Source organism: Acidovorax soli, assembly GCF_014207955.1.
Taxonomy (GTDB): Bacteria; Pseudomonadota; Gammaproteobacteria; order Burkholderiales; family Burkholderiaceae_C; genus Acidovorax; species Acidovorax soli_A.
Window position 1 is genome coordinate 628,785 of the sequence record NZ_JACHLK010000003.1, and the last position, 11,984, is coordinate 640,768.

An 11,984-nucleotide genomic window follows, 5' to 3' on the forward strand; every position below is an offset into this window, starting at 1 on the left:
ATGGCCCTGAGGCGCATCACGCTGCGCGACTTCGTCATCGTCGAGGCGCTGGAGCTGGACCTGCAAAGCGGCTTCACCGTGCTCACCGGCGAGACCGGTGCCGGCAAGTCCATCCTGATCGACGCCGTGCAGCTGGTGCTGGGCGCGCGCGCCGATGCCGCCCTGGTGCGCGAAGGCTGCGCGCGCACCGATGTCTGCGCCGAATTCGACGCCCCCGCCCACATCCGGCCGTGGCTCGAGGAGGCCGGGCTGGAAGGTGAGGACCTGCTGCTGTTGCGCCGCACCGTGGACACCCAGGGCAAGAGCCGCGGCTGGATCAACGGAACCCCCGCCACGGCCACGCAGTTGCGCGCGCTCGGCGAGCTGCTGCTCGACATCCACGGCCAGCACGCCTGGCAGAGCCTGACCCGGCCGGAGTCGGTGCGCGGCCTGCTCGACGCCTATGCCGGCACCAGCGACCGCGCGACGGTCGAGCGCTGGAACCAGTGGCGCCAGGACCAGAAGGCCCTGGCCCAGGCCCGCGCCGCCCAGGCCACACTGCAGCAGGAGCGCGAGCGCCTGCAATGGCAGATCGCCGAGGTGGACAAGCTGGCACCGGGCGACGATGAATGGCCCGAACTCGATGCCCAGCACAAGCGCCTGTCCAATGCCTCTGCGCTGATGGACGCGGCCAACGCCGCCATCGCCGCCCTGTCGGGCGCGGATGCCGAGGGCGATGGCGGCGCGCTGGACGGCCTGTCCCGCGCGCAGGACCTGCTGCAAGGCCACGAGCACCTGGAGGCCGAGTTCGCCAGTGCGGCCGACATCCTCAATTCCGCCGTGGCGCAGGCCAGCGACGTCGTGCATTCGCTGCATGCCTACCTGCGCCACAACGACCTGGACCCCGAGCGCCTGTCTGCAGTGGACACGCGCCTGTCGCTGTGGATGACCTTGGCGCGACGCTACAAGCGCAGCCCGGTGGAGCTGCCCGCCCTGCTGCACGGCTGGAAAGCCGAACTGCAGCAACTCGACGCCGCAGCCGACCTGGTGGCCCTGGAAAAGGCCGAAACCGCGAGCGCCCGTGCCTACCAGACCGCGGCCCGCGCCCTGTCGCTGGCCCGGGCCAAGGGTGCCCCCCGGCTGTCGGCCGCCATCACCCAGGCCATGCAAGGCCTGGGCATGGCCGGCGGCCAGTTCGAGGTGTCCCTGGGCAAGCTGGCCGAACCCGCAGCCCATGGCACGGACGATGTGGCCTTTCTCGTGGCCGGCCATCCGGGGGCGAGTCCCCGGCCCATCGGCAAGGTGGCCTCGGGCGGCGAGCTGTCGCGCATCTCGCTGGCCATCGCGGTCACCACCAGCGCCCTGGGCGAAGCCCCCACCCTGATCTTCGACGAGGTCGACTCGGGTGTGGGCGGGGCCGTGGCCGACACAGTCGGCCGGCTCATGCAGCAGTTGGGACGCGACCGCCAGGTGCTCACCGTGACCCACCTGCCCAAGGTGGCCGCACGCGCCGACCACCACCTGGTGGTCTCCAAGCGCAGCAGCGCCCGGGGCACAGCCAGCCAGGTCGTGGCTGTGCAGGGCGAGGACCGCATCTCCGAAATGGCGCGCATGCTGGGCGGCGACGGCTCCAGCAAGGTGACCGTGGCCCATGCGCGCGAGATGCTCGCGATCGCACCACCACCGTCCAAGGCCCCGCGCAGCCCCCGAAGGAGGAAAGAGACCGATGGCGCTTGAGATTGTGCTGATCACGGGCATGTCCGGCTCCGGCAAGTCGGTGGCTCTGCATGCCCTGGAGGATGCGGGCTACTACTGCGTGGACAATCTGCCGCCCGAGCTGCTGCCGGCCTTCGTCTCGCTGGAGCACCGCCACCATGGCAACCGCGTGGCCATTGCCATGGACGTGCGCAGCGCCACCTCGCTGCCGCTGGTGCCGCAGGAACTCGACCGGCTGCGCAAACAGGGCGTGGTCGTGCACTCGCTGTTCCTGGACGCGACCATCGACACCCTGGTGCGGCGCTTTTCCGAGACGCGCCGGCGCCACCCGCTGTCGCACGACGAGCTGACGCCAGATGCGCTCAAGCAGGGCCGGCGCGCGCTGGTGCAGATCATCGAACTCGAACGCGAGCTGCTGGCCGAGCTGCGCGAAGAGGCGCATGTCATCGACACCAGCGCCATCCGCGCCTCGCAATTGCAAAGTTACGTAAAGACCTTGATGGCAACGGCGCCCGGGCAGCTGACCCTGGTGTTCCAGTCCTTCGCCTTCAAGCGGGGCCTGCCCGTGGACTCGGACTATGTGTTCGACGTGCGCATGCTGCCCAACCCGCACTACGAGCCCGAACTGCGTGAAAAGACCGGCCTGGATGCCCCGGTGGCCGACTTTCTGCGAGCCCAGCCCGATGTCGCGCTGATGCAAAGCCACATCGAAGGCTTTCTGGCCCACTGGCTGGACATGCTGGACCGCAACCACCGCAGCTACGTGACGGTGGCCATCGGCTGCACAGGGGGCCAGCACCGCTCGGTCTACCTGGTGGAACGCCTCGCCGAGGCCTTTGGCCGGCGCTGGGCCACGCTGCGGCGCCACCGCGAGCTGGACGGGCGCTGATCCGGCGCCTTACAACAGGCCGCCGAACAGGTTGCCCAGCAGCTTGCGGATGGGCGCGGGCAGCCCCATGGCCTCCCACTCGCCGGGGCCGTACCAGCCACCCTCCCCGGTCGCGTCGCGCACCACGGGCACCGTGAGCACGACGGGGTGCAGGTGCAGGTCGCGGTGGGTCAGCACGTGCACAAAGGCACCCAGCGCCTCGGTTTGCCCAGGCGCCACCGGGATAGGCAGGTGGGCCAGGTGCTCGTGCAGGTGCGCCTCGTCGGCGAACACCGGCAGGCAGAATAGTCCGGCCCAGATGCCCGAATCAGGCCGCCGCTCCAGCCACACGCGGCCCTGGTCGTCACGCACCACCAGCAGCCACCAGGATTCGGCCCGGCGCTTGAGCTTTCGCGTGCGCACCGGGTAGCGCTCGGCATCACCGGCTTGGCCGGCCACGCAGATGTCCAGCAGCGGACACGGCGGGCAATCGGGGCTGCGCGGGCTGCACAGCGAAGCGCCCAGGTCCATCAGGCCCTGGGTGTAACGCGGCATGGCGTTGGCAAGGTCATCGGTGGGCAGCAGGGCCTCGGCCTCGTCCCACAGCAGGCGCTCGTTCTTCGCCACGGCAAGGTCCGCTTCGAATCCCAGCACCCGGGTGAGCACGCGGCGCACATTGGCATCGAGGATGGGCGTACGCTCTGCAAAGCAGAAGGAGGCGATGGCTCCGGCCGTGGAACGGCCGATGCCCGGCAGGGTGGCGAGCACCTCGGCCGTGCGCGGAAAGACCCCGCCATGCAGGTCCACCACGGCCTGTGCACAGGCGTGCAGGTTGCGCGCCCGGCTGTAGTAACCCAGGCCGCTCCACAGGCCCATGACTTCGTCCTGGGGCGCGCGGGCCAGGGCCTGCACGTCGGGGAAGCGCTCCAGGAAGCGGGCGTAGTAGCCCAGCACTGTGCTCACCTGCGTCTGCTGCAGCATGATCTCGGACAGCCAGACCCGGTACGGGTCGCGCGTGTTCTGCCAGGGCAGGTGGTTGCGCCCAGCCGCCGCCTGCCAGCGCACCACGCGCCGGGCGACTTCCCCCGCCGCAACCCTCATGAAAGCGGCAAGGCCAGGTCCACGGCAGACTCTTCGGTCGCGGCCGCGTCGGCATCGGGCGGTGCGATCAGTTGCGAGGTCAGCTCCTGCAGGCGGTGCTCCAGCTGGATCAGCTCGCCCTCGCCTTCTTCGATTTCAGCGATGCGCTCGACCAGACCGCTGGCGGCCTGCTGGATGCGGTCCACCGCCTCCATGCGCCGTGCAAAACTGCGGCGGCGCTCGCGCAGCTGCGCATCGAGCTGGGCCGTGGCGGACTTGCTCCACAGCTCCAGGTCATTCGCGGCCGACTCGTAGACGGTGCGCAGGCGCATGGCCAGCGCGCGCACCAGGCGTTCCGAAAACTCGGGCTGCGCCAGCTTGAGGGAGTTGCCCACCCCCAGGTACTGCAGATGGCTCTGCTCGATCTGCGACAGATCGTGCGAGAAATGCTCCAGTTGGGGAGGCGGCGGTACCTGCAGCGAGAAGCCGAACTCGGCATTGAGCTGGCGGAAGGTGCCGCCCAGCATGGCCTGGATCTCGGTGCCCGAGGCCTGGGCCTTGTCCAGCGTGCCGCGCAGCTTGTCGAAGGTCTGCACATAGATCTTCTTCACACCAAGCTTGAGGCCCTTTTGCTGCAGCAGTTGCGCCAGCTCGGCCAGCTCCACCTTGAGCGCCTTGGAGCCCAGTTGCTGGAACACATCGCGCAGCAGCTTGAGGTGCACGGCGCGCACGGCCTGGATCTTGGAGGCGGAGAGATCGAACTCGTGCTGCTCCTGCTCGATGCGCTGGCGCATGGACTCGATGACCGAGGCGTTTTTGCCACGCAGGCTGCGCAGCTCGGCCATCTGGTCGTCCAGGTCGCGCCGGCGGATGTTGATGACGCGCCCGGTCTCGGCACGCAGGCCGGCGACGCCCGTGGCCACGGCCGCGCGCAGGATGGCCTGGCGCTGGCCCATGATGCCCTTGGCCAGTGCTTCCTCGAGCACGGGCAGGCCGCTGGTCTCCAGCAGCAGGTCGTCGGCCGAAATCTTGGCGACCAGCCCCTTCTGGGCAGACACGGGCACCACCTTGTCGGGGGCGACCCCCAGCATCTCGGCAGCCGTGCTGACCTGGCGCTCCATCTGCGCCTGGATCTGCTCGGCCGAATTGAGCGAGTCCCACAGGGTGTCGATCTTGTTGAGCACGACCAGCCGGCCGTCCAGGCTCTCGGCCGAGGTGGCCAGGTGCTCGCGCCAGATGGACAGGTCCGAGCGGGTCACCCCGGTGTCGGCGCTCAGGATGAAGACCACGGCATGGGCCTGGGGGATCAGGTTCACCGTGAGTTCGGGCTCGGCACCCACGGCGTTCAGGCCCGGGGTGTCCAGGATCACCAGCCCCTGCTTGAGCAGCGGATGGGGGATGTTGATGATGGCGTGGCGCCACATGGGCACCTCGACCAGGCCATTGGCGTCGGGAATCGGGTTCTCGTCCACCAGGTCGTCGTGCCAGAAACCGAGCGCGCGTGCATTGTCCAGGCTCACGCGGCGCACCTCGGCCACCTTTTCGAGGGCCTTGGCGATCTGGTCGGGGTCATTCACGTCCAGCGGGATCTCCTGCCAGCGGTCGGGCCGCAGGCGCCACTCGGCCAGGCCGTGCATCTGCAGGCGTGTCTCGATGGGCAGAAGGCGCAGGCTGGGAGCGAAGTCGGCGTCATAGCCCAGCTCGGTCGGGCACATGGTGGTGCGCCCCGCGCTGGCGGGCATGATGCGCCGACCGTAGTCGGCAAAGAAGATGGCGTTGATCAGCTCGGATTTGCCGCGCGAGAACTCGGCAACGAAGGCGACCATCACCTTGTCGGTGCGGACCTGGCTCTCCAGGCGCTGCAGGCGCTCCTGGACGGAGGCGTCCATCAGCTCGTGGGCGTCCATCCACTCGGCCAGCTGCTTGAGCTGCTGAGCGAACGCACGTCTCCACGCGCCATGCTGGTCAAACTGCTCGTTGAATGAAGGTCCCACTTTGCTCCCGGCGTTCGATAACGACTGTTTCTGAACTGAACAAAATATAGCATCGACTGCGCGCCAGCCATAGCTGTGGATGGTGCTTACCCCCCATCATGGGCCGCATACGCCACATTTGTGCCACCGTGCCCGCCCCGGCGCACCCTCAGGCCCGTTGGCAGCGGGGACAGAAGTAGCTGCTGCGCTGGCCCTGGCGCAGCGCCCGGATGGGCGTGCCGCAGACCTTGCAGGGTGCGCCTTCACGCCCATACACATTGGCATGGGCCTGGTAGCTGCCATAAGCGCCATCGGCGTTCGAAAAATCCTTGAGCGTGCTGCCACCCAGCTCCACGGCACGCTCCAGCACCTCGCGTATGGCGGCGTGCAGCCGCCCGATTCTGGCGGGGCCGATGCGTGCCGAAGGGGTCGCGGGCCGAATACCCGACAGAAACAGTACCTCCGACGCATAGATGTTACCGACCCCGACCACGACCTTGCCCGAAAGCAGCATCTGCTTGATGGGCGCACGGCTGGCCTTGATGCCGCGGCTGAAAGCCTCCAGGGTGAAGTCATCGGACAGCGGTTCCAGCCCCAGGCCGCCCAGCAGCTTCTGCGCCACGGCATCGGCTTCGCCCGCGGCATGCACCACCGCGCCGAAGCGCCGGGGATCGTGCAGGCGCAGGGTGCCCTGGGTGGTGACCAGGTCGAAATGGTCGTGCGGGCCCGGCGGCGGCAGGCCATGGGCGAAGCGCAGGCTGCCGGACATGCCCAGGTGCACGAGCAGGATGCCCTGGTCCAGGTCCACCAGCAGGTACTTGCCACGGCGACGCACTCCCAGGACCTGGCGGCCCACCAGCGCATCGCCCTCGGCCCCCAGCGGCCAGCGCAAGGGCTTGCCCAGCCGCGCAGCCGTGACCCGGGCGCCCGCGATGGCCTGCGCAAAACTGCGTTTTGTTACTTCCACTTCGGGCAACTCAGGCATCCAAAGCCCTCACGAACAGGTAGTCATGCATGGATTATTATGGGTCGATGGTGCCTTCAAACTACTTTCGGTCTGCCGTGTTGACAGTTGCTCTTGCCGCCGTGGCCAGTGTGGGCCACGCGCAGCAGCCGCCCGCCAGCGCAGCCCCCCCGGCGGCCGAACCGGCACCCGACGATGCAGCGAGCAGCAACCCGGCGCTGGATGCCGAGCTGTTCTATGAAATCCTCATGGGCGAGATCAACGCCCGCACCGGCGAGGCGGGCACGGGCTATGCGCTCATGCTGGAGGCGGCGCGGCGCACCAGCAACCCCCAGCTCTACCAGCGGGCCGCCGACATGGCCCTGCAGGCGCGCGCCGGCGACCACGCACTGGCAGCGGCCCGGGCCTGGCGCGAGGCCCAGCCGGAGTCGCGCGAGGCCAACCGCTATGTGCTGCAGATCCTGATCGCCCTGAACCGCATTGGCGAGACGCCGGAGCTGCTGCGCCAGGAACTCGCCCAGGCCCCGGTCCAGGCCAAGCCCACCATCCTGGGCATCGTGCCCCAGATGTTTGCCCGCGTCAGCGACAAGGCCCTGGCCGCCAAGGTGGTCGAGCAGGCCCTGGTCGATGAGCTGGCCAAACCCGGCACGGCGTCGGCAGCGCACATTGCCATCGGGCGCGTGCGCCTGGCCGCAGGCGACAAGACCGGCGCACTGGCCAGCGCCCGCGCCGCCCAGGACCTGGACCCTGCGAGTGAAGGCCCGGCCCGGCTGGGCATGGAACTGCAGGAAGAGGGCGTGCCCGAAGGGGAGGCCCTGGTGGCGCGCTATTTCGCGCGCCAGCCGCAGGCCACACCCGAGATGCAGATGGCCTACGCCCGCGTGCTGCTGGGCCAGCAGAAGTACGGCGAGGCCAAGACCCAGCTCGAGTCGGTGACCCGCGCCAAGCCGGACCTGCCCGAGCCCTGGCTGATTCTGGCCACACTGCAGCTGCAGGACAATCGACTGGACCTGTCCGAGACCTCGCTCAAGCGCTTTCTGGCGCTCATCGAGGGCCCGGACATCAACCGCGAAGCACGCCAGCGCAGCCTGAACCAGGCCTACCTGCTGTACGCGCAGATCGCCGAGAAGCGCGGAGACTTCGCCGCGGCCGAAGGCTGGCTGGCACGCATCGAGAACTCGAGCGAATTGTTCAGCGCCCAGAGCCGCCGAGCCTCCCTGCTCGCCAAGCAGGGCAAGATGGCCCAGGCCCGCGCACTGCTGCGCGCCCTGCCCGGCGTGACCGACGACGACAAGCGCATGAAGCTGATGGCCGAAGTGCAGTTGCTGCGCGACCAGCGCCTGTTCAAGGAAGCCCTGGAGGTACAGACCGAACTCGTGGCCCTGGCCCCGGACGATGGCGAATTGCTCTACGACCAGGCCATGCTGGCCGAGAAGACCGGCCAGTTCGACACCATGGAGAAGCTGTTGCGCCAGATCATCGCGCGCCAGCCTGACTACCACCACGCCTACAACGCCCTGGGCTATTCGCTGGCCGAGCGCGGTCTGCGCCTGCCCGAGGCCCGGCAACTGATCACCAAGGCATTGGAGCTGGCCCCGGGCGACCCCTTCATCACCGACAGCCTGGGCTGGGTGGAGTTCCGCATGGGCAACAAGGCCAAGGCGCGCAGCCTGCTCGAAACAGCGTTCAAGGCCCGGCCCGATGCCGAGATTGCAGCCCACCTGGGCGAGGTCGTCTGGAGCATGGGCGAACGCGACAAGGCCCTGGGCATCTGGCGCGAAGGCCTGCGCCTGAACCCCGAGAACGACAGCCTCAAGGAAACCCTCAAGCGCCTGGGGGCCAGGCCCTGATGCACAGCAACACCGCCGCGCAGCCGGCGCACCGCGCCTGGGCATGGTGGCTGGCGCTGGCCCTGGGCCTGCTGTGGCTCAGCGGCTGCGCCCAGCCGCCCCGCGCAGCCGACGTCAGCGCACGCGCCGCCTCCTCCGCCTGGTCTGGCCGCCTGTCCCTGCAGGTGGAGGGGCAGGCCTCGCAATCCTTCTCGGCCCTGTTCGATCTGCAGGGCAATCCCGACAAGGGGGAACTGACCCTGACCACCCCGCTGGGCAACACGCTGGCGCGGCTGCAATGGGAGGATGGCCGCGCCGAGCTCAGCACCGGGCAGGAGAAGCGCCAGTCCACCTCGCTCGATGAGCTGTTGCGCGAAGCGACGGGCACGGCCATCCCGGTGGCCGCCATCTTCCAGTGGCTCCATGGCAACCAGGCCACGGCCAGCGGCTGGCAGGCCGACCTCTCGGGCACGGCCGATGGCCGGCTGGTGGCCCGGCGCCATGACCCTGCCCCCGAAGCCACACTGCGCATTGCCTTCAGCCGCTAAAGACCCCGCGGCCTCTCCCTCTCTTTCCATGCAAGCCCTGTACGACGTGCCGGCCCCGGCCAAGCTCAATCTGTTTTTGCACATCACGGGCCGGCGCGCCGATGGCTACCACCTGCTGCAGTCGGTGTTCATGCTCATCGACTGGTGCGACACCCTGCATTTCGAACGGCGCCCGGCCGGCGCCATCAGCCGCGAGGACCTGGGCCCACCCCTTCCCGAGATGGACCTCGTGCTGCGCGCTGCGCATGCACTGCAGGCAGCCACGGGCTGCACCCAGGGCGCGCACATCGGCGTCATGAAGCGCGTGCCTGCGCAGGCCGGCATGGGAGGGGGCTCGTCGGATGCGGCCAGCACACTGCTGGCACTCAACCGGCTGTGGGGTCTGAACCTGTCGCGCCAGGCACTGCAGAAGATCGGCCTCGGCCTCGGCGCAGACGTTCCGTTTTTTTTATGCGGCACGAACGCTTTTGTCGCCGGAATTGGTGAGACAATAACGCCGCTTGAGAATGCACAGCAACTTCCGCAAGCGCGCTTCGCGGTCGTCAAGCCCGCGGCAGGTTTGGAGACAAAAGCAATTTTTTCTTCACCGAACCTAAAACGCGATTCTGAGTGTGCTACAATCTTAGGCTTTGCTGCAACACACTTTGACTTCGGTCGAAACGATCTGCAGCCGGTTGCCGAGGCACTGTGCCCCGATGTGAAGCAAGCCCTGAGATGGCTTGAAGAGCGCGGGTTACAGCCCAGGATGACAGGCTCTGGAAGTGCGGTGTTTGCGCAAATGCCACATGCAGTGGATCTGGAAGACGCCCCGGGCGACTGGCAGGTTAAAGCATGTGACAATTTGATGGTCCATCCCCTGGCTGGGTGGGCATCAGACGAGAATTGAGGTTGGCTGCTTTCGGCAGTTGACCTGTGTAGGGGAGTCGCCAAGCTGGTTAAGGCACCGGATTTTGATTCCGGCATGCGAAGGTTCGAATCCTTCTTCCCCTGCCAAATTTCTTTCACGCGCTTTCTCTCGCGTACGGGCTTTTATTTCAGACCGCTGGGACGCTCATGCAAGGCAATCAACCCGACTTCATGGTATTCACCGGCAATGCCAATCCTGGCATGGCAGCTGAAATCGCCCAGCACCTGGGAACCACCCTCGGCGCCGCCGACGTGGGCCGCTTCTCCGATGGTGAAGTGACCGTCGAGATCAAGCAGAACGTGCGTGCACGCGACGTCTTCGTGGTGCAGTCCACCTGCGCGCCCACGAACGAAAACCTGATGGAACTGCTGATCATGGTCGACGCGCTCAAGCGTGCCTCGGCAGAGCGCATCAGCGCCGTGATCCCCTACTTCGGCTACGCCCGCCAGGACCGCCGTCCACGCTCGTCGCGCGTGCCCATCACCGCCAAGGTGGTGGCCAACATGCTGCAGGCTGTGGGCGTGGCCCGCGTGCTGACCATGGACCTGCACGCCGACCAGATCCAGGGCTTCTTCGACATCCCGGTCGACAACATCTATGCCTCGCCCGTGCTGCTGGGCGACCTGCGCCAGAAGAACTACGAAGACCTGATCGTGGTCTCGCCCGACGTGGGTGGCGTGGTGCGCGCACGTGCACTGGCCAAGCAGCTCAACTGCGACCTGGCCATCATCGACAAGCGCCGCCCCAAGGCCAACGTGTCCGAAGTGATGCACGTGATCGGTGAAATCGAAGGCCGCAACTGCGTGATCATGGACGACATGATCGACACCGCCGGCACGCTGGTGAAGGCCGCCGAAGTGCTCAAGGAGCGCGGCGCCAAGAGCGTCTACGCCTATTGCACGCACCCCATTTTCTCGGGTCCTGCCATCGAACGCATCGCCAAGGGCACGGCCCTTGATGAAGTGGTGGTGACCAACACGATTCCCTTGAACGACAACGCCAAGGGATGCGCAAAAATCCGCCAGCTCTCCGTGGCCCCGCTGATCGCCGAGACGATCCAGCGCATTGCCAAGGGCGAGTCGGTGATGAGTCTGTTCTCAGACCAGGAAAACCTGTTCTGACAAGCCCGGGCCTCGCAAGAGGCCTTCGGTTTTTGCAGGGCGGTGAACACCAAGCCTCCTTCGGGAGGCTTGTCCATTGGTTCGAGGGCACAGTGTGGCCTGCCAAGGCAGGTCTTTTTTAACAGGGCACGACTGGTCGCGGTCTGTCCTTATCAGGAGCTAGTTATGAACTTCGTCGCTTTTGAGCGCGCCAAGCAGGGTACGGGTGCGAGCCGCCGTCTGCGCAATTCGGGCAAGACGCCTGGCATCGTCTACGGCGGTACCGCTGAACCCCAACTGATCGAGATCGACCACAACGCACTGTGGCACGCCCTCAAGAAGGAAGCCTTCCACTCCAGCGTACTGGACATGGAAGTTGCCGGCACCACCAGCAAGGTTCTGCTGCGTGACGTGCAATACCACCCCTACAAGCAACTCGTGCTGCACATCGACTTCCAGCGCGTGGATGCCAAGACCAAGCTGCACATGAAGGTGCCACTGCACTACAGCGGCGCTGAAGAATCGCCCGCCGTGAAGGTGGACAAGTGCATGGTCAACCCCGTCGTGAACGAACTCGACGTGTCGTGCATGCCTTCGGACCTGCCTGAATTCATCGCTGTGGACCTGTCCAAGCTGGAAAAGGGTTCTTCGCTGCACCTCAAGGACATCAAGCTGCCCAAGGGCGTGAGCGCCGTGATCCGTGGCAACAAGAACAACCCTGTTCTGGTGTCCGTGGCTGCTCCGGTCGTGGTCGTCGAGACCCCTGCCGAAGCTGCTCCTGCTGCAGACGCCAAGGGCAAGGGCAAGGGCAAGAAGTAATTTCTGCTTCTTCTGCTTTTTGCACAGCAAGAACGGCTCACTTCGGTGGGCCGTTTTTGTTTTGTGGCCTCAGCTTGTTGTCGATGGCTACCGCATGCCGTTGCAAAGGGCGGAGGCCGGGATGTGCGCCCGGCGGCGCACCTACTTTCTTTTTGCGCAAAAAGAAAGTAGGCAAAGAAACAGCGCCCCGCTGTCTGCGTC

Annotated in this window: 10 protein-coding genes and 1 tRNA gene; 8 read left to right on the forward strand and 3 right to left on the reverse strand. The window is 66.8% G+C overall.

Annotated features, from left to right (window positions below):
* Together recN and rapZ are read left to right on the forward strand one after the other, a co-directional pair.
* The gene (gene recN / locus HNP48_RS11620; protein ID WP_184857062.1) at positions 1-1,716 is read left to right on the forward strand and encodes a DNA repair protein RecN; all 1,716 of its coding nucleotides are present in this window, start codon (positions 1-3) and stop codon (positions 1,714-1,716) included.
* Complete coding sequence (rapZ, locus tag HNP48_RS11625) at positions 1,706-2,584, forward strand: RNase adapter RapZ (RefSeq protein WP_184857063.1); 879 nt, start codon at positions 1,706-1,708, stop codon at positions 2,582-2,584. The genes recN and rapZ overlap by 11 nt, the downstream gene beginning before the upstream one ends.
* A 9-nt stretch (positions 2,585-2,593) precedes the next feature.
* On the opposite strand, the gene mutY is transcribed toward rapZ, so the two are convergent.
* The 3 genes from mutY to mutM all read right to left on the reverse strand — a co-directional run bounded on the left by mutY (position 2,594) and on the right by mutM (position 6,601).
* The gene (gene mutY, locus HNP48_RS11630) at positions 2,594-3,664 is read right to left on the reverse strand and encodes an A/G-specific adenine glycosylase (protein WP_184857064.1); all 1,071 of its coding nucleotides are present in this window, start codon (positions 3,662-3,664) and stop codon (positions 2,594-2,596) included.
* Positions 3,661-5,637, reverse strand: a complete 1,977-nt coding sequence (locus tag HNP48_RS11635) for a dynamin family protein (RefSeq protein ID WP_184857065.1) — start codon at positions 5,635-5,637, stop codon at positions 3,661-3,663. Before HNP48_RS11635 ends, mutY begins: the two co-directional genes overlap by 4 nt.
* A gap of 148 nt (positions 5,638-5,785) precedes the next feature.
* Entirely contained in the window at positions 5,786-6,601 is an 816-nt protein-coding gene (gene mutM / locus HNP48_RS11640) for a bifunctional DNA-formamidopyrimidine glycosylase/DNA-(apurinic or apyrimidinic site) lyase (RefSeq protein WP_184857066.1), read from the reverse strand.
* 29 nt (positions 6,602-6,630) lie between these two features.
* Here mutM and HNP48_RS11645 point away from each other — a divergent pair, with 29 nt between their 5' ends.
* The 6 genes from HNP48_RS11645 to HNP48_RS11670 all read left to right on the forward strand — a co-directional run bounded on the left by HNP48_RS11645 (position 6,631) and on the right by HNP48_RS11670 (position 11,783).
* The gene (locus tag HNP48_RS11645) at positions 6,631-8,430 is read left to right on the forward strand and encodes a tetratricopeptide repeat protein (RefSeq protein WP_184857067.1); all 1,800 of its coding nucleotides are present in this window, start codon (positions 6,631-6,633) and stop codon (positions 8,428-8,430) included.
* The gene (locus HNP48_RS11650; protein ID WP_184857068.1) at positions 8,430-8,957 is read left to right on the forward strand and encodes an outer membrane lipoprotein LolB; all 528 of its coding nucleotides are present in this window, start codon (positions 8,430-8,432) and stop codon (positions 8,955-8,957) included. The genes HNP48_RS11645 and HNP48_RS11650 overlap by 1 nt, the downstream gene beginning before the upstream one ends.
* 28 nt (positions 8,958-8,985) lie before the next feature.
* A complete protein-coding gene (gene ispE / locus HNP48_RS11655; protein WP_184857069.1) occupies positions 8,986-9,843 on the forward strand; it encodes a 4-(cytidine 5'-diphospho)-2-C-methyl-D-erythritol kinase in 858 nt (285 codons plus the stop codon).
* Positions 9,844-9,873: 30 nt separating this feature from the next.
* Positions 9,874-9,950: transfer RNA gene (locus tag HNP48_RS11660), tRNA-Gln, on the forward strand.
* A 60-nt stretch (positions 9,951-10,010) separates the two neighbouring features.
* Complete coding sequence (locus HNP48_RS11665; RefSeq protein ID WP_184857070.1) at positions 10,011-10,985, forward strand: ribose-phosphate pyrophosphokinase; 975 nt, start codon at positions 10,011-10,013, stop codon at positions 10,983-10,985.
* A 165-nt stretch (positions 10,986-11,150) separates the two neighbouring features.
* Positions 11,151-11,783 carry a 50S ribosomal protein L25/general stress protein Ctc gene (locus tag HNP48_RS11670; RefSeq protein ID WP_184857071.1) on the forward strand — a complete coding sequence of 211 codons (633 nt, stop codon included), beginning with the start codon at positions 11,151-11,153 and terminating at the stop codon, positions 11,781-11,783.
* Positions 11,784-11,984: the final 201 nt, after the last annotated feature.